At 35.9% G+C, this 18,468-nt stretch carries 14 protein-coding genes and 3 tRNA genes; 11 read left to right on the top strand and 6 right to left on the bottom strand.

The window, feature by feature from the left end; genetic code table 11:
* Nucleotides 1-38: 38 nt before the first annotated feature.
* The 3 genes from ACKTTZ_RS12825 to ACKTTZ_RS12835 form a co-directional block, all read right to left on the bottom strand.
* The gene (locus ACKTTZ_RS12825) at nucleotides 39-1,793 is read right to left on the bottom strand and encodes a peptide MFS transporter (RefSeq protein ID WP_079240545.1); all 1,755 of its coding nucleotides are present in this window, start codon (nucleotides 1,791-1,793) and stop codon (nucleotides 39-41) included.
* Between the two features lie 134 nt (nucleotides 1,794-1,927).
* Nucleotides 1,928-3,583, bottom strand: coding sequence for a peptide MFS transporter (locus ACKTTZ_RS12830; RefSeq protein ID WP_034693660.1), 1,656 nt, complete (start codon nucleotides 3,581-3,583; stop codon nucleotides 1,928-1,930).
* A 405-nt stretch (nucleotides 3,584-3,988) separates the two neighbouring features.
* Nucleotides 3,989-6,118 (bottom strand): S9 family peptidase, encoded by a 2,130-nt coding sequence (locus tag ACKTTZ_RS12835; RefSeq protein ID WP_407845756.1) that lies wholly within the window; start codon nucleotides 6,116-6,118, stop codon nucleotides 3,989-3,991.
* Between the two features lie 221 nt (nucleotides 6,119-6,339).
* Between ACKTTZ_RS12835 and ACKTTZ_RS12840 the strand changes: the two genes are divergently transcribed.
* Both ACKTTZ_RS12840 and ACKTTZ_RS12845 read left to right on the top strand, forming a co-directional pair.
* Nucleotides 6,340-6,813 carry a hypothetical protein gene (locus ACKTTZ_RS12840; RefSeq protein ID WP_034693667.1) on the top strand — a complete coding sequence of 158 codons (474 nt, stop codon included), beginning with the start codon at nucleotides 6,340-6,342 and terminating at the stop codon, nucleotides 6,811-6,813.
* A gap of 10 nt (nucleotides 6,814-6,823) precedes the next feature.
* Nucleotides 6,824-7,012 carry a DUF6496 domain-containing protein gene (locus ACKTTZ_RS12845; RefSeq protein ID WP_407845757.1) on the top strand — a complete coding sequence of 63 codons (189 nt, stop codon included), beginning with the start codon at nucleotides 6,824-6,826 and terminating at the stop codon, nucleotides 7,010-7,012.
* A 67-nt stretch (nucleotides 7,013-7,079) separates the two neighbouring features.
* On the opposite strand, the gene glgP is transcribed toward ACKTTZ_RS12845, so the two are convergent.
* Nucleotides 7,080-8,744: an alpha-glucan family phosphorylase gene (gene glgP / locus ACKTTZ_RS12850; RefSeq protein ID WP_407845758.1), complete on the bottom strand. Its 1,665-nt coding sequence runs from the start codon at nucleotides 8,742-8,744 to the stop codon at nucleotides 7,080-7,082.
* A 204-nt stretch (nucleotides 8,745-8,948) separates the two neighbouring features.
* Between glgP and ACKTTZ_RS12855 the strand changes: the two genes are divergently transcribed.
* From ACKTTZ_RS12855 to ACKTTZ_RS12875, 5 genes are all read left to right on the top strand, one after another.
* Nucleotides 8,949-9,746, top strand: coding sequence for a hypothetical protein (locus ACKTTZ_RS12855; RefSeq protein WP_034693680.1), 798 nt, complete (start codon nucleotides 8,949-8,951; stop codon nucleotides 9,744-9,746).
* A gap of 191 nt (nucleotides 9,747-9,937) precedes the next feature.
* Nucleotides 9,938-12,040 (top strand): T9SS type B sorting domain-containing protein, encoded by a 2,103-nt coding sequence (locus ACKTTZ_RS12860; RefSeq protein WP_407845759.1) that lies wholly within the window; start codon nucleotides 9,938-9,940, stop codon nucleotides 12,038-12,040.
* A gap of 85 nt (nucleotides 12,041-12,125) precedes the next feature.
* The gene (locus tag ACKTTZ_RS12865; protein ID WP_034693686.1) at nucleotides 12,126-12,716 is read left to right on the top strand and encodes a DUF1572 family protein; all 591 of its coding nucleotides are present in this window, start codon (nucleotides 12,126-12,128) and stop codon (nucleotides 12,714-12,716) included.
* A gap of 66 nt (nucleotides 12,717-12,782) precedes the next feature.
* Nucleotides 12,783-14,129 carry a tRNA (N(6)-L-threonylcarbamoyladenosine(37)-C(2))-methylthiotransferase MtaB gene (mtaB, locus tag ACKTTZ_RS12870; RefSeq protein ID WP_034693689.1) on the top strand — a complete coding sequence of 449 codons (1,347 nt, stop codon included), beginning with the start codon at nucleotides 12,783-12,785 and terminating at the stop codon, nucleotides 14,127-14,129.
* Nucleotides 14,130-14,182: 53 nt separating this feature from the next.
* The gene (locus ACKTTZ_RS12875; RefSeq protein WP_034693692.1) at nucleotides 14,183-15,700 is read left to right on the top strand and encodes an FMN-binding glutamate synthase family protein; all 1,518 of its coding nucleotides are present in this window, start codon (nucleotides 14,183-14,185) and stop codon (nucleotides 15,698-15,700) included.
* 74 nt (nucleotides 15,701-15,774) lie between these two features.
* Here the strand turns inward: ACKTTZ_RS12875 and ACKTTZ_RS12880 are convergent, their stop codons facing one another.
* A complete protein-coding gene (locus tag ACKTTZ_RS12880; protein WP_034693695.1) occupies nucleotides 15,775-16,527 on the bottom strand; it encodes a hypothetical protein in 753 nt (250 codons plus the stop codon).
* Between the two features lie 55 nt (nucleotides 16,528-16,582).
* On the opposite strand from ACKTTZ_RS12880, the gene ACKTTZ_RS12885 reads away from it, so the two are divergent.
* A complete protein-coding gene (locus ACKTTZ_RS12885; RefSeq protein ID WP_034693697.1) occupies nucleotides 16,583-17,020 on the top strand; it encodes an RNA-binding S4 domain-containing protein in 438 nt (145 codons plus the stop codon).
* A 443-nt stretch (nucleotides 17,021-17,463) separates the two neighbouring features.
* Here ACKTTZ_RS12885 and ACKTTZ_RS12890 read toward each other — a convergent pair whose 3' ends face one another.
* Nucleotides 17,464-17,979, bottom strand: coding sequence for a shikimate kinase (locus ACKTTZ_RS12890; protein ID WP_034693808.1), 516 nt, complete (start codon nucleotides 17,977-17,979; stop codon nucleotides 17,464-17,466).
* A 115-nt stretch (nucleotides 17,980-18,094) separates the two neighbouring features.
* Here ACKTTZ_RS12890 and ACKTTZ_RS12895 point away from each other — a divergent pair.
* The 3 genes from ACKTTZ_RS12895 (at nucleotide 18,095) to ACKTTZ_RS12905 (ending at nucleotide 18,413) form a co-directional block, all read left to right on the top strand.
* Nucleotides 18,095-18,167 (top strand) — tRNA-Lys (locus ACKTTZ_RS12895).
* A 35-nt stretch (nucleotides 18,168-18,202) separates the two neighbouring features.
* A tRNA-Leu gene (locus ACKTTZ_RS12900) sits at nucleotides 18,203-18,285 on the top strand.
* A gap of 55 nt (nucleotides 18,286-18,340) precedes the next feature.
* Nucleotides 18,341-18,413: transfer RNA gene (locus tag ACKTTZ_RS12905), tRNA-Lys, on the top strand.
* Nucleotides 18,414-18,468 lie beyond the last annotated feature (55 nt).

Genomic DNA, 18,468 nt, shown 5'->3' on the forward strand with positions numbered 1-18,468 from the left:
TGACTTGGCAGAGGTTTTATTATATTTTGTTGATACAATTAGTTTACACCATGCATCATTTTCTTCAAGATAGGTGAAATTAAACCTAAAATAACAGAAGCAATACCACAAAGTACTACGAATACCATGAAGAATTCGAATAGATTGTGAATCTCAAATCCTACAAAAGTAGGGTTGTGTAATGGAAGCTGAGCTTTATCGAAAGCGGCAACCTGATCAGCTGTCAGTGTTACTTTTTTATCCAAAACATCCTGTAAATTAACACCCATTTCTTGAGCTTTTTTGAATTTATCACCTGTTGCAGGGATAAGTGCTCCTAATGAACCTGCTAATGCATAACCAGCAGCGTTAGAAATGAAGAAAACACCATATAATAATGAAGCAAATCTTTTCGGAGCCAGTTTACCAACCAGTGATAAGCCAATTGGAGAAAGACAAAGCTCACCACAAGTCTGGATGAAATAGAGTAACATTAACCATTTGATGGCTAATAACCCTGAGTTTCCAAGATCTTTTACATTGTGTGCAATGATGAAATAAGAAAGTGCGATCAATGCTAATCCCATTGCTTGTTTGAATGGAGATACTGGCTCTTTTCCTTTAGCTCTTAACTTGTCCCAGCATAAACTGAAAGGAACAGCTAAAAGAACTACGAAAATACCGTTGAAGATCTGTACCATTGAAGGAGGCATATTCCATCCGAAAATGTTTCTGTCAGTCTGGTTATCTGCAATAAATGTTAATGAAGATCCCGCCTGCTCAAATGCAGCCCAGAAGAAAATAATAAAGAATGATACAATATAGATTACCCAGATTCTCTGTCTTTCCACCTTGTTTTCAGCAGAAGACATAATTAAGAATGCAAGAGCAATACCAGCCGAATAGATGAATGGATAAATGATCCCTTTAATCAACTGTCCCATTTCTACGGAGTTGAATCCAAACTCACCTACAAGAAGGTATCTGAAAACGAAGAATAAAACAACAAATATTCCTCCGGTGATTCCTAAAGCCTGACCTGAGAATTTAGCAGTTTGTGTTTCTCCTTCTTCGAAGTCAGCACTTGTATTATTTTTTGGTAACCCTCCGATAGGTCTTCCTTCAGGAGTTACTACGTATTTGTTTTTAAGGATAAAGAATGTAATTGTTCCGATTACCATGGCAATAGAAGCAGCTAAGAATCCCCATTTGAAAGCGAAGATATCTCTTACTCCAGTTGCAGCATCTTTTACATCACCTACATATGGACAGATAAACTGACCTAAGAATGCCCCAATATTAATCCCCATATAGAAAATGGTGAAAGCAGAATCCAGTTTAGATTTTTCCTGCTTTGGATAAAGGCTTCCTACCATTGAGGAAATATTCGGTTTGAAGAATCCGTTACCGAAAATAATCACGAATAATGCCAGCCACATGATAAGTTTGGCACTTCCAATATCTGCTGAGAAAGTAGAGGCACTGATGAATAATAAGAACTGGCCAATAGCCATTAACGATCCTCCGATGATGATGGCATATCTGTTTCCGATATATTTATCAGCAATAAATCCTCCTAAAAGAGGGGTTAAATAACATAAAGCTAGAAATCCACCATAGATGATCGCTGCATCAGCTTCTTTTATCAATAAGGAATTTACCATGAAGAGCGTCAAAAGAGCTCTCATTCCATAAAAGTTGAAACGCTCCCACATTTCTGTTCCGAAAAGAACCCATAATCCTTTAGGATGCCTGGAATTCTTATTCTCTACAAATTCATCCGGTTTCGGACTCAATGCTTCAATATTATCCATTTCTATTGTTAATTTTTGTTAAGACTGACAAATATAGTTTATTTTGGGTTTTTGGCAAGGTTTTAATTTTATTTTTAAATAAAAAAGCTGCGGAACTCTTCCGCAGCTTACTTATCTTTATAATATTAAGGATTTTAATGCCCTTTTTCTGTCATAATTTTATTCAGCCTTTTTAACATAGAAAGGCCTAAAAGTGTAGCAAATATTAACAAAGCGAAGTTCACAAGGAAATAATTCGTTTTGTTTTCGTAATTGTACCATGTGCTTGCCAGGATTCCGGAAAGTTTATTTCCCACAGAGTTAGCAAGGAAAAATCCTCCCATCATCAATGCCGTAATTCTCGCTGGAGAAAGTTTAGATACAAATGAAAGTCCCATTGGAGAAAGGCATAGCTCTCCGATGGTAATCACTCCGTAGCTGGCAACAAGCCATAGAGGAGAGACTTTTACAGATCCATTGTCTCCGGCCATTACTGCTAAAACCATTACCAGACAAGAAAGTCCTGAAATGAATAGCCCTAAAACAATCTTAGTAGGCGTTAAAGGTTCTTTTCCTTTTCTTCTCAGCAATGCCCAGAATCCTACAATAACCGGGGTTAAAGCAATAACCCAGAATGGATTGATAGACTGGAATAATTCTGTATTGTATAAATATACTTTGTTTTCAGGGTTTTTCTCAAGAGCAGCACGTTGTTCGGGAGATATGTTTTTAAAATAAACATCTTTTCCCATTTCTTTCTTTGTTTCCCCGTTATCATCTTTTTGAGAACGGAACTGATTGTCATAAACAGGAGTTTCCTTATCTTCATAACTTTTCCCTTCCACCATATAAATTCCTTCCAATGGTTTTTCAAGAGAAGCAGGAACACTTCTATCCGTATAATAATTAGCCCATCTTGTTAAAGCGGTACCATTCTGTTTGAAAACAGCCCAGAAGAACATACTGATCAGGAATACAGAAAGTAATGCTCCGATAGAGGCTTTTTCATCTGGTTTAGCTTTAAAATAAAGAGAAGCATAGAAATAAATAACAGGTATACAAGCGAAAATAAAGGCATCCGTACTATCACTTCCGAAAATATTTCCAGGAATAAACCAACCTATTGCCCCGGCAGCGATAGCAGGAACGAATACTTTGATCAGAATTTCAGAAAGCTTGGTATCTCCTTCCTGTACAGGTTTCATCTGTGCAGCGTGGATATAATGTTTTCTTCCGATAGTAAAAATAACCATTCCGATAAGCATTCCTACTCCAGCAGTGATGAAAGCTTCACCCCAACCGAATTTATTACGCATGAAAGCCGCAATAATGTTACAGATAAATGCTCCGATATTGATTCCCATATAGAAAATATTGTATCCCGAGTCTTTATTTGCTTTATAAGGCTCTTCAGAATAAAGATTTCCTAGTAAAGTTGAAATAGTAGGTTTAAAGAAACCGTTTCCAATGATAATTAATGCCAGGGAAGCATAAAACAAAGGCAAATCTTTAAAAACTCCCATTCCTATATATCCTGCAGCCATTAAAAAGCCTCCGAGATAAATAGATTTAATATACCCTAAAACCCTGTCAGCCAGGAATCCTCCAATGAATGGAGTCAGATAAGTTAAGGCAATATAAGTTCCGAAAATGTCATCAGCAGTTTTATCCGGAAGTCCAAGTCCGCCTTTCATGCCCGTAGGTTCAATAACATAGAGAACAAAGATTCCAAGAATCAGGTAATACCCGAAACGCTCCCACATTTCTGTAAAGAATAGATAGGGTAGCCCTTTAGGATGTTTAGTCTTCATATAATCAATTTTCAAATTTCCCAAAAATAAGTTTTTAATTTCAATTGATAAAATAAATAATACATACCTAAATGATTAATGAAATAAATAGAAAACCATTTTGGTCTGTAGTAATAATTTTATTTTAAATTGCAGATTTTAAACGATGAAAAAGTTATTATTAGGAACATTTATTTGTTTTTCTCAAAGCAACAGGTTTGCGTATGATGTTGTATACAAGAAAGATTATTATTATGACTCTGTCACTCTGAATGTAACGAAGTGAAATGAAGGATCTAAGCCGCGTATGAGATTCTTCCTTCGTCAGAATGACAATAGTGTGCTGTAAAATATCCTTAATACCAGATAAAAAAAATCCCTTTCAGAAATTCTGGAAGGGATTTTTATGAGATGTACGTTGAATACTTATAAATTATTCAAAATAAAATCCGTCATTTTCTGATACAATTGAGGTCTTGTCTGTCCACCATAAATTCCATGGTTTTTATCCGGATAAGCCATGAAATCAAACTGTTTTTTGTTTTGAATCAAAGCTTCAGAGAATTCCATAGAGTTCTGGAAGTGAACGTTATCATCAGCAGTTCCGTGGATTAATAAGAATTTACCTTTTAATAAGTTAGAATATTCTGTAGGAGAGTTTTTATCATATCCATCAGGGTTTTCCTGAGGTGTTCTCATAAATCTTTCTGTGTACACAGAGTCATAATATCTCCAGTTGGTTACCGGCGCTACAGCAATTCCTACTTTGAAAACATCGGCACCTTTAGTCATTGCTAAGCTGGTCATATAACCCCCAAAGCTCCATCCAAACATTCCGATTCTGCTTTTATCAATATAAGATTGATTCCCGAACCACTTGGCTGCAGTGATCTGATCTTCGATCTCATATTTTCCTAAATTCATATAGGTTACTTTCTTATATTTTGCTCCTTTGTAACCCGTTCCACGTCCGTCTACACAAGCAACAATATATCCTTTTTGTACAAGGTGATTGAACCACATGGCATTTCCGTTGTCCCATGAGTTGGCAACCTGTTGAGATCCTGGGCCGGAATACTGGAACATAAATAAAGGATATTTCTTATTCGGATCAAAGTTTTTAGGCTTCATGATCCAGGCATTCATCTGATCGCCTACAGCATTGGGAATCGTAATGAATTCTTTTTCAACAAAATTATCAGTCTTCAACTTCTGAAGCTGATCATTGTTGTTCTGAAGTTCTTTTACTGCTTTTCCGTTACCGTCTTTTAAAACGTATGTATAAGGTTTTGCAGCTGTAGAGGAAGTTTCAATGAAATAATTATAGTTTTTGCTGAAGTTAGCAGAATTGTTTCCTTCTGCATTAGAGATCAGCTGAGTTTTTCCGTTTTCAATATTTACTTTGGAAATCACCTTATTAATACTTCCTTTTTCAGTAGTCTGAACGTAAATTTCTTTAGATTTTGGATTAAAACCATAATAATCCGTTACCTCCCAGTTTCCTTTTGTGATCTGTTTTTTCAACTTACCGTCTTTATCATACCAGTAAAGGTGACGGTTTCCATCTCTTTCAGAAGCCCAAAGGAAAGAATCGTCTTCAAGGAATTCAAGAGTAGGGCTGTCTGTATCAATCCATTTATCATCAGTTTCAGTAAACAGTTTCTGAACTGCTCCTGTTTTGGTATTTACTTTTAAAATATCCGAAGCATTCTGGATTCTTTCAGAAGTAATTAAAACAATCTCATCAGGCTTTGCGGTCTGGAATACATTCGGAATGTAATAGTTTTTGAAAGAACCTAAATTCAGCTGCATCGTTTTCCCGTTATCAAGACGGTATAACTGTGCTGAAACTACAGAGTTCTTTTCACCTGCTTTTGGATATTTATAACGCATCTCAGCAGGGTAAAGGTTTTTCCCGTAAATCGGAATATAGATTTCCGGAATCTGGCTTTCGTCAGACTTCACAAATACGATGGCATCAGAATTTTTTGTCCATTCATATTGTCTTGCATGCCCGAATTCTTCTTCATATACCCAATCTGCCAAACCATTCAGGATAGAGTTCTTTTTACCATCCGTAGTAATTTGTGTGATTTTTCCTGAGCTAAGATCCTGATAGAAAAGATTATTGTCAGATATAAACGCCACTTTTGTAGCATCTGGTGAAAATGTTGGCTCCTGAACCGGTTTTCCTTCATTCAGGCTTATTACTTTCCCGGATTTTAAATCTTTTACATCAAATTTTCCCAGAAAAGAATGTCTGTAAATAGGCTGGCTTCCTGTCTGTAAAAGGATTTTAGATTCATCATCAGAAAAAATATAGCTTTCAAACCTTCCATCCACAAGATTTCCTTCCTTTTGTGAAGTTTTATAAGAATATTTTGCAATTCCTGAAGGTTCAATGACAAGATAGTTCTCTCCGTTTTTCATAGATGAGATTCCTGCAATCCCTTTCCCACGGTAATATCCTGAATATATTTTATCTAAAGTAATTTCCTGTGCTGAGATATTTTGAAATACGGCAGCAACAGTAAGAGTTAAAAGGAGTTTTTTCATTTTCAATTTTAATGATTCCAAATTTAATAATTCTTACTTACATAACCATATAAAATAAAAATCAGGACCTGATATCATTTTTTCTTACTCTTTCAGGAAAATGTTTTTTAGTTTTCGAATCTGGAGTAATTGAAAATATTCATTAATGAAATTTCTTTAAAAAGGCAATTTGGCAAAAAAATTGAATATATAATAAGTATAAATCAAATGAAATAATAATTATGGAAACGAATGCATACAACCAGAAACTGAACCGTTATGTATTAAACGACCAGATTGTTTATACAGGTTTTTCCAGCTTTAGCGATGCCGAAGAATGTGCTCATAAAAAAGGAGGAACATTGGTAGAAGTGGTGTTTAGAGACGGAAATGATAATCCCGAAATTACAGATGAAGCGGGTTTGATAGAGAAAAAAATTCATTACTATGTGTATGCAGGCGATGAGTATAAATTTATCCATTCTTCAGATCCGGGATTCAGAAAATATGCGGATGAGCTGCAGAAAATAAAAGCACGAAATGATAAAACCAGTCCGGACGAACGATACTTTGCCAATTTTGAAATTGAAAATATAGAAGACCCGATTATTGTGATCAAAAATGATCAGTTTGAATCGGTAACATCGAGAGAGCGTTCAAAATATTTGAAGCATGCCTGTGTTTATGAACTAGGGGTTTCCCTGCCAAAATCTTAAAAAAAAGATCATGAGCAAAACAAAATATTCAGATAAAGCTCAGGACAAAGTAGGAGAAGTAATGCACGAATTCAAGGAAGGAAAACTAAAATCTTCTTCCGGAAAAAAAGTGACGAATAGAAAGCAAGCCATAGCCATTGGTATTTCTGAAGCGAGGGAAGAAGGTTTAAAAGTACCTTCAAAGAAAAAAAGCAAATAAACTTCAATACAAAATGCCCGGAAAAAATTTCCGGGCATTTTGTATTGAAAAACGAAAAATAAATAGATTATTTCGTTTCATTATAAAGTATTCTGTAATATTCATCTGCCATCCTGTCGCTGTTGAAATGATCTTTCACATCATTCATTGCATTATGCTGAATTTTTCTCCATTCATCAGGGCGATCATAATACGTGGGAAGAATTTCGTTTTCAAGGATTTCATACAATGTATTTAAATCATAATTATCCTGTTCATAAATGCTCATATTCTGATAATCTGCTTTAGGAACAACGAAAGAGTTTTCTCCATGCTTTGCAAATTCAGGGATCCAGCCGTCGTCTGTGGATAAATTGACAGAGCCATTCATGGCAGCTGTCATACCGGAAGTTCCGGAAGCTTCCCTTGGAACCCTTGGGTTATTAAGCCATACATCAGAACCTTGTTTTAACGATTTGCTTAAAGAAAGCTCATAACCCGTAAGAACAGCAATATTTTTATGGTATTTACTTTCTTCCACCAGGGTGTTGAATGTAGAAATTGCTGAGTAGTCCATTGGATAAGGTTTTCCTGCCCAAATGATCTGTACAGGATATTTTGGATGATTCAGAAGTCTGTAAAATCTTTCCTTGTCATGCAAAAGAAGTTCTGCTCTTTTATAGCCTGCAAATCTTCTTGCCCATACAATCGTAAAGACATTGGGATTAAATAAATTTCCTGTTTGATCGGCAACAATACTGAACAGTTTTTTCTTTAAATATTTCTTGCGGAAATCGAAAGCAGTGGCATCATTTTCATCTTTTGCATTGTATAAAGGTTTATCAGACCAATATTTAAATTCCTGAGCATTGGTAATAGAGGTGATTTCACAGATTCCCGGATATTTATTCCACATGGCTCTGGAAACTACCCCATGAAGCTGGGAAACACCATTGGCCATTCTTGCCATTCTTAAGGCACAGAGAGAGTGATTGAAACGGTCATCATCAGATCCTTCAATCTTTTTTACTTCTTCCATGCTGTATCCCGAAAAATAGGACATATCATAACATAATCTGAAACTATGCTTTTCATTACCTGCTTCTTCCGGAGTATGAGTGGTGAAAACGAGTTTTTCTTTCACTTTATTAAGGTCTCCGTTATATTTTCTCAGAAGATGAAAGGCTGCCGGAAGTCCATGGGCCTCATTAAGATGGTAAACCTCTCTTTCAATATTCATTTCATCCAGTAACTTGGCGCCTCCTTTTCCCAGTAAAATATATTGTGCAAGTTTTGTGGATTCATTGGCATCATACAATTTGTGACAGATCGTTTTAGAAACGTGATCATTTTCCGGAACATCTGTGGAAAGGAAAAACATAGGTGCCGTATTGAAAATTTCAGGATCAAGATACCAAACCTTTACCCAAACCGGAGCACTGTGGATTTCGATTTGAAATTTTATTCCGGTGTCTTCAAGAAAACTGTACATTTTTCTCGTCCATACAGGTTGTAAAGTCTGATCGTGATTTCTTGCCTGGTCATAATAACCGAACTTCCATAAGATACCAATTCCGATAAGATCCTGCTTAAGATTATAAGCGCTTCTCATGTGAGATCCTGCCAGAAAGCCAAGTCCTCCCGAATATATTTTCAGTACCTGCTCAAGAGCAAATTCCATTGAGAAATAGACGGTCTTTTTTGAATATTGAGGATTGATCGTGTAGGGTATTCTGAAATTCCTAAAATCCATAAATGTGGGTTTGTGTTTAAAAAGACAAAGGTATTAATTATGAAAATAAACTTTACATTAATTAATCGATAAATTAATTAAAAAACTAAGTATTGAATTGTTTTTTTACTTACCTTTAAGAGTGTAAATTTTTGATTATCAAAAACTTTTAATAATGAAAGCCATTGGCTGCATGTGTTCTTTAATTAAATAAAAAAATCACACATGAAAAAGACGTTTTCTGAAGAAGATCTGATCAAGAATCTGAGTTTATATTACCTGAACCGGCATTTGAAAAAAAAGCCCATAGAGAAGTATCACCGTACCATAGACGAATCTCCGCTGCATGACCGTGAAAAATACAGAAAGAAATCCGAGATTCTGCTTCTCAATTCTTTTATGCATCACTTCCCCGAAGTGAAATTTGAAAACCTTACCTGCGAGAGTCCAGACTTTATCGCCAAATTAAACGACAAAAAAATCGGAATAGAGCTGACCGAAGTGATCAATCATCTGGAAATGAAAAAAGTAGAAAGTACTTTGAATAAAATGTTCCGTCAGGCAGAAATATTATTAGAACAGGAAGACACTACGAAATATCGTGGTGTTTATTTTTTAGAATTCCATCCGGAAACCAAATTTGATAATCTGGAAGTACAGCAGGAAAACATCATCAGCATTTATAAGAGCATCAAAAAAAATAAAGGAGTGGGCTGTGTGAAAAGTGTAAGAAAATCTTTCCATCGTAGAAATGTATTCATAACTCATGAATACAGCATGAATCTGTTTGATGAACTATGCTCCGAAAAGATTCTGGAACTCATTGAAAAAAAGAACGAAAAATTTCCTTACTACGACACCTCTGTAGATGAATGCTGGCTGGTGATTGTTTCAGATATGAATTCTATTGCTTCACGATATACCTTCATTCAGGATAAAGAACATTTGAGAGAAGTGAAAAGTCCTTTCCATAAAATATTTCACCTGGAGAATTTGTGCGGAAATATTACAAGCATAAAGTAGATTGGTTGTATTTGGTTATTTTATGATTTAATTGATTGTAAGATGAATAATTGAAAAATATTCAGTGTTTTAATTTGTAATAGTTTAAAATTATTTAGATTTTATTGTTTTTAATTAAAATAAGATTATATTTGATGTGCATTGAAAATCAATACAATGTATAACTAATGTAACCATAAAAACATTAATCTATGAGAAAATTTTTACTTTTTATACTTCTCAGCCTCTCTCATACTTTCTATGCTCAGGCCGACTGTGCTACTGCACTGTCTGTCTGTGGAAACTCAAATATTACGTATAGCCCTACAGGATATGGCAATATAAAAGAATTGGTCAACTCAGGAAGCTGTATAGACTTTACAGGGGAGCACAACTCAATCTGGTATAAAATTACAATTGCTACTGGAGGAACTCTTACTTTTGATCTGGTTCCTAATAATCCGGATGCTGATTATGACTGGGCGATTTTTGGCCCCAATGTAAACTGTGGAAGTTTAGGCTCACCAATACGCTGTAATGCTGCAACAGTTATTGGGCCAGGTCCTGCAACGGGATTAAATATGACAAGTACGCTTTTAAGTGCTGCAGGAGGTTCTTTAACTCCTTATTGCAGATATCTTGATGTTTTGCCAGGGCAGACTTATTATTTGTTTATTGACAACTGGGTGAGCAGTACCAGTTCTACAACAGCTCCGTTTTCTTTGACATGGGGAGGAACTGCAACATTGGCTTCACCTTTTACAGATCCAAATATCCAGACTCAACCCTTTAATCCTCCTGGAATTCCGGCGGCAAATCCTGCTGATCCAAGAGAAGTGGTAATATGCTCTACAACGGCTTTATTTGATTTTTCAACATTGTCCTCTGGAATTCTCAACGGAAATCAAAATTTTGGAGTAAGCTATCATCTGAGTCAAAATGATGCTTTAACAGGGAATAACCCTATTACAGCTCCTATCACAGTAAATACAACAACTGTCTATTATTACAGCATCAATTATACCGACCCAGCCAATGCATCTAATCCGCTTAATAAGTGTAAACAGGTCGGAACATTTAAATTTAAAGATGGTTCTATTACAGCAAAAAATGCAACTTTGACCCAATGTAACAATAATAATGCAGGTACAGCTGTATTTGATTTAACCACAGCGGACGTTATTGGAAACCCTAATGTTACTAAAAAATATTATCATACGATGGCGGATCTCAACGCCGGAACCAATGAGATTACCATCCCAATGGCGTTTGTATCTGCGGAAGGAATTATTTATGTAAAAATAATATCTGAGTTTGGTTGTACTGCAGTCGCACAGATTACTTTGAAGTTTTATCCGGTAGTGGTAGTGAATGAAACAACCCTGAGATCATGCTTCATCGAAGCCAGTCCGTCTACTGCCTCTTTTAATCTTGTGAATGCTTCGGTGACCGGACAAACCAATCCGACAAAAAAATATTACCCTTCATTAACGGATGCTCTTAATCAGACCAATGAGATTCTGAATGCCAATAATTACATTGCTCCTAATGGATTTGTATATATAAGAGTTTCTAATGCTCAGGGATGTTATAATGTGGCGAAGGTTACTTTAGCGGTTATTCCACCTGTCTATTCTGATAAACTTAAAGATGTGACTATTTGTGCTGAAGACCAGACAACGCTGGATGCAGGGCCTGGATTTAAAAGTTATGAATGGAGCACAGGAGCTACTACACAAACGATCAAAGCCGGAATAGGTTTATACCGGGTAAAACTTAAAACAGGAGAATGTGTTACAACACAGACTGTAAAAGTACTTCCTTCTGAACAGCCGGTTGTTTCCGGTATTGATATCTCAAATAATACAATCACGGTATCTGTCATAGGAGGAACTCCAGCCTATAAATATTCAATAGATAATATCATCTGGCAGGATTCCAACGTTTTCAATAATCTGTCAAGAGGAGATCATAAAGTATACGTAAAAGATGCCTTTGATTGTGATCCGATTGAGATAGGAATTGTTGTCCCTAATCTGATCAATGTGATTACCCCTAATGCAGACGGAATAAATGATGTGATTGATTATTCAGCCTTGGCTAACAAACAAAATCTGATCATGAATGTCTTTGATCGTTATGGAAACAAAATTTTCCAGGCAGACAGATCCAATGGCTATAAATGGGATGGTACTCAGGGTGGAAGAAGAGTCCCTACAGGAACATACTGGTATTCTATCACATGGAATGAAAATGATAAAAAGAATACAGCCATTAAATTCACAGGTTGGGTATTGGTGAAAAACAGAGAATAGTATATAAAACAGATAGAAAAAACCACTTCAATCGAGGTGGTTTTTATTTTTAAAAGTTTTTAAATTAGATATCAAAATAGAAAGAATGAAAGACCTGTTTGTAAAACGTTTTGAATACTATAAATCTCTTGGTGATAAAACCTTTGAACAGTTAACAGATGAGCAGATGTTCTGGCAGTATAATGAAGAAAGTAATTCTATTGCCATTATTGTGAAACATCTTGCAGGAAATATGCTTTCAAGATGGACCAATTTCCTCACTGAAGACGGAGAGAAATCCTGGCGTAACCGTGACGGAGAATTTGTCAATACCTTTACCACTAAAGAGCAAGTTCTGGATTTTTGGGAACAGGGTTGGAAATGTTTCTTTGATGCTCTTGATAAAATAAACGAGGAGAATCTCTATTCCACAACGTATATCAGAGGAGAAGCACATCCGGTTATTGATGCCGTTCTTCGTCAGTTGGCTCATTATCCTTACCATATCGGTCAGATGGTTTATATCGCTAAAATGATAAAGAATGAAGATTGGAATACGCTTTCAATTGCCAGAAACCGATCTCAACAGTTTAATACAGAAATGAAAACCAAATTTTCAAATCAGGATCCGGAGACCAATTCATCACCCGTCTGCTTTCAAAACAGCCCCGAAGTAAGAGACGAATATAAACAATAGATTGAATCAATCTTGGATTCTTATTAAAATTACTATCTTTGCACCCATAAAATTCAGGAGTAACAAATGTCTACTTTTCATAGAACTGCCGCGTTTCATACACTTGGCTGCAAATTAAACTTTGCAGAAACATCTACTATTGCCCGTCAATTAACAGATGCAGGTTATGATAAGGTAAGCTTTGATGAAAAAGCGAATGTGTATGTTATCAATACATGTTCTGTGACAGAAAATGCTGACCGTGAATGTAAACTTCACGTGAAAAGAGCAATGAAAGCCAATCCTGAAGGACTGGTTGTAATTGTTGGGTGCTATGCACAGTTAAAACCTGAAGAAATTTCACAGATTGAAGGAGTTGACCTTGTTTTAGGAGCAAAAGAAAAATTCAATATTCTGAGCTACCTTGACGATTTGGAGAAATCTGAAAGTGAAGGTGTTGTTCATTCCTGTGAAATTGAAGAAACCGATTTCTTTATCGGAAGTTATTCTATAGGAGACAGAACCAGAGCTTTCCTGAAAGTACAGGATGGCTGTGATTATAAATGTACCTATTGTACCATTCCGTTAGCCAGAGGAATTTCACGTTCCGATACCATCGAAAACGTTCTTAGAAATGCGACAGAAATTGCTGCAAAAGACATCAAAGAAATTGTTCTTACAGGGGTGAATATCGGTGATTATGGTAAAGGAGAATTCGGAAATAAAAGACACGAGCATACCTTCCTTGATCTTATTTCAGAACTGGATAAAGTAGAAGGAATTGAAAGAATTCGTATCTCTTCTATTGAACCCAATCTTTTAAAAGATGAAAGTATTGAGCTGGTTTCTAAAAGCAAAAGCTTTGTTCCGCATTTTCATATCCCGTTACAGTCCGGAAGCGATGATCTCTTGAAAAAGATGAAACGTCGTTATCTCACCAAGCTTTATAATGACAGAGTGAACAAGATCCGTGAGGTTATGCCTCATGCGGCTATCGGTGTGGATGTTATTGTAGGATTCCCGGGAGAAACGGAAGAAAGATTTATGGAAACTTATAATTTCCTTAATGAGCTTCCTATCACTTACCTTCACGTATTTACCTATTCTGAAAGGGAAAATACAGAAGCCGCAGCCATGGAAGGTGTAGTTCCTGTTGCGGAAAGAAAAAAACGTAATAAAATGTTGAGAATTCTTTCTGAAAAGAAGAAAATGGCATTTTATCAGACACAACTTGGAAAAACGCTTCCTGTTCTTTGGGAGCATGAAAATAAAGACGGGAAAATGTTCGGCTTCACAGAAAACTATGTGAGAGTCCAGAAAGACTTTGATCCTGCATCCATCAATCAAATTGAATTTCTAAATTTAGAAAAAATCCTGTCAGATGGCACGGTTTCTGTGCAATCTTCTTACCAAAATTTTTTAGCAAAAGCATAGGCTCTTTGCAAAAATTCTACTAAATTTATTTTTAAACTTTAAATACTACATTCATGAGAGATAAGTTTTTATCTTGGGGAATTGTATTAGTAGTTGCTACATGGATTATAGCAATACTGATCAGAGCGCATTATTGGATACCAACGCTGTTATCCGCCATTTATGCATTGGGTGTTTACAATGCTTACCAATCGAAACATGCTATTTTGAGGAACTTTCCTGTATTGGGATACTTCAGGTATTTTTTCGAAAGTATTTCACCCGAAATGCAGCAATACTTTATAGAAAGGGAGACAGATGGGAAACCATTTCCAAGAAACCAGCGTTCTGCAGTATACAGACGTGCAAAAAATTTAAGTGATACTGTAGCTTTTGGTACACAGCTGGAAGTAAATCACAGAAAATACGAAGGGATCAAGCATTCTATTTATGCAAAATCGCCATCAGAAGAACTTCCGAGAGTATGGGTAGGAGGAGAGCAGTGTACACAGCCTTATCATGCTTCTTTATTCAATATCTCTGCGATGAGTTTCGGAGCTTTGAGCGACAGAGCACAGATCTCACTGAACAGAGGAGCTAAAAAAGGAAACTTTTACCACAATACAGGAGAAGGAGGAATTTCGTCTTATCATATGGAAGGAGGAGATTTATGCTGGCAGATTGGAACAGGGTATTTCGGATGCCGAGACGCAGAAGGAAAATTCAATCCTGAATTATTTACAAAATATTCCACTCTTCCTAATGTGAAAATGGTGGAAATTAAATTATCACAGGGAGCAAAACCGGGACATGGAGGAGTTCTTCCAGGAGTAAAAAACACACCGGAAATTGCAGCAATTCGTCACGTAACACCGGGAATGACTGTTATTTCACCACCCTCACATAGCGCTTTTTCTGATGCGGCCGGACTGCTGAGGTTTGTACAGCAATTAAGAGACCTTTCCGGAGGAAAACCGGTTGGCTTTAAACTTTGTATTGGTGATACCAAAGAATTTGAAGATATCTGTGTACAGATGAATGTTCTGAAAATTTATCCTGATTTTATCACTATAGACGGAGCAGAAGGAGGAACAGGAGCTGCACCACCAGAATTTTCCGATGGAGTAGGGATGCCTTTAGAACCTGCGTTGATCTTTGTGAACAGAACGCTTAATAACTATAATCTGAGAAGTAAATTAAGAGTGATCGCCAGTGGTAAAGTTCTTACCAGCCTTGATATTCTGAGAGCAGTTGCAATGGGTGCAGATATGTGTAACAATGCCAGAGGATTTATGTTTTCTTTAGGATGTATTCAGGCGTTGAGATGTAACTCAAACAACTGTCCTACAGGAGTAGCAACACAGGATAAAATGCTGATTAAAGGACTGGATGTGACGGATAAAGCTGAAAGAGTATATCACTTCCACAAAAATACACTTCATACCTGCAATGAACTGATTGCTGCTGCAGGAAGAAGCTCTTATGAAGAAGTGGATGCTACCATGTTTATGAGAGGTGATGAGTTTGACCACCTTGCAGATTTATACTTCCCTGATATTTTAGGAAATGTAAAACAGAAAGCAAGATCGTAATTCTAATTGATACTAATAAATAAACATCCCCCAAATAACAATTTGGGGGATGTTTATATTTTATTTTTTACTTATTATTGTTTTTCACCACTAGGTCTGTCCGATCTTCCATAAATCTGAAAGTTGAACACAAACGATTTATTTCTGTAAGAAGTATTTAAATAAGGATAATGAGGGTTTCTTGCAAAAGCAGCTCTTGAAGGAACAATGATTACTCCCTGTAAATTATAAGGGGTTTCACTGGGAAGATCTTTGAATGATTTGAATTTCAACAAAGCTTCTCTGAAACCAGGAATTTGATAATAACTTGCTTTTTTTGAAGCATCTGTTGTACCAGCCTCTAATATTGATTTCTTTACGTAATAAAACATAGGGTCAATAACAGGAACACCTGTTCCGTCAATAGTATTTAAAAAGGCAGCTTTTGCTTGAAATAAAGTGTTACCGTCAGAATTAACAGCCAGATAGGAGTACACTCTTCCCATGATTTTAATAACATCATCATCTTTGATCGTTTGATCATCGGCAGGATTAACAGGCTGAGCTCCGTTTCTCATAATATAGATTGTTCCTGAAGGAAGGGTTATAGGTGACAACTCAGATAATTTCTTTTCGTTATCATCTGCAGTATCCGTAGAACTGAAAGCTTTTATATTACCCTGTGCATCGAGATAATTCTCATCCATGAATTTCTTAATGGCCTGATCATCATAGGTGTTTTGCGTAGCAATATCTTCCGGTTCTACATAGGTTGATACATCATCATCTTTCTTACAAGCAGAAAAACACAAAGATCCTGCAAGGATATATAAAAATATTTTTTTCATTTCAAAAAACTTTAATTACTTTACAAATAATATAACGGCAAAAGTATAAAAAATTATGAGAATAGATAAATTTTTATGGAGCATTCGTTTTTATAAGACGAGAAGTATTGCAGCAGAGGAGATTAAAAAGAATAGAGTTTCTATAGGAACGTCTGCCGTAAAGTCATCTAAAGAGGTAAAAGAAGGAGATACTATTAAAATCCGTAAGAATCAAATTGATTATAAAATAAAGGTAATTCAGATTCCTAAAAGCCGAATAGGTGCCAAGCTGGTCCCTCTTCACATCCAGGATGTGACAGATAAAGAGCAGTACGAACTGTTGAAACTCCGTAAAATGTCACAAGACTATTACAGAAATAAAGGAGAGGGAAGGCCTACCAAAAAAGACAGAAGAGAGATGGACGACTATGTAGGAAACGATATCGACTCCGATTTTACAGACTGGGATGATTTCTTTGGAGAAACAGGCAGTGAAGCTGATGATGAAGATTAATAACCTGAGTTCGGGATAAGAATTCCTGATTGAGATGGTTTTGAAGCTGGGAGCTGGGAGCTGGGAGAAGGAAGGTATGAAGAGCATCAACAATGGCTGTTTCTCTTTTTTAAGAGTCAATTTCAAATTGTTTAAACTTTTGTTTATTGAAACATTAAGATGTATTAAGGTGTTGAGAGTATTAAGATGAGCTTCGCTTTAAGCTTAAAATCAGAATGATTCATCTTAACTATACTTTATTTCTTAAATCCTTCTTAATGGTTTTAATAGATATCCAATATTTTTTGATAAGTTGAAACAACTTCTGTATTTACTTGTGATGCGACTGTAATTTTATAACTAAAAATAATTACCTCCATCCTATTTCTTCCAGCTTCTCGCTTCCCGCCTTCAATATTACTTTACTTAACCCGAACTCAGGTTAATAATAAGATAGAAAAGCTCTAGAGATAGAGCTTTTCTATTATTTCGTTGACGATGTCTTCCGGTTCTCTGGAATCTGTCCCTACAGTGAATTGTGCTTTGCTGTAAAATTGATTCCTTTCAAATAAATGTTTGGCAATGAATTCCGGCAGGTCTTCATCAGATATATTGGCAATTAATGGCCTTTTTTCTTTTTGTTTTGAAAGTCTTTCAACCAATGTTCCAACCCCTGTTCTTAAAAAAATACTCTTGGAGTTATGATTAATGATTTCCATATTATTATAATATACAGGAGTTCCTCCACCAAGGCTTAAAACCACATTTTCTTCAGAAGCTAATATCTCTTCAAGTGCCTCTCTTTCCAGTTTTCTAAAGTAAATTTCTCCCTTTTTCTCGAAAATTTCAGGGATGGTTAATTTATTTCTTCTGGAAATCTCTTTATCGAGATCAATTAATTTAAAATCTATTTTTTCGCTTAATATTTTGGAAATGTGAGATTTGCCACTTCCCATGTATCCGATCAATGAAATTACCATGAAATTTTTTTTAACAAATTTGCGAAAAAGTTTTGAGATAAAGAAAAAAGTCATATCTTTGCACCACTTAAAACAAGGGACATTACTTAAATGAAAACTTGTTATACAAGTGGCCGACTCGGTAGCTCAGCTGGTAGAGCAATACACTTTTAATGTATGGGTCCTGGGTTCGAATCCCAGCCGGGTCACTAGCAATAATAATTACTTAATTTGTAATTTTATTGCCTGCGTGGTGAAATTGGTAGACACGCCATCTTGAGGGGGTGGTTTCCTAAGGATGTGCTGGTTCGAGTCCAGTCGCAGGCACTGCAAAGAAAATTTTATAATTAATATTGAAATTTATTTCATTTTAATTGTGGCCGACTCGGTAGCTCAGCTGGTAGAGCAATACACTTTTAATGTATGGGTCCTGGGTTCGAATCCCAGCCGGGTCACAAGTTTACTGAAAAGTAAATTTTTTTCATATTAATATTTTGTGATTTGGTGTTT

The sequence above is a fragment of the Chryseobacterium sp. KCF3-3 genome, assembly GCF_045865955.1.
Classification (GTDB): domain Bacteria; phylum Bacteroidota; class Bacteroidia; order Flavobacteriales; family Weeksellaceae; genus Chryseobacterium.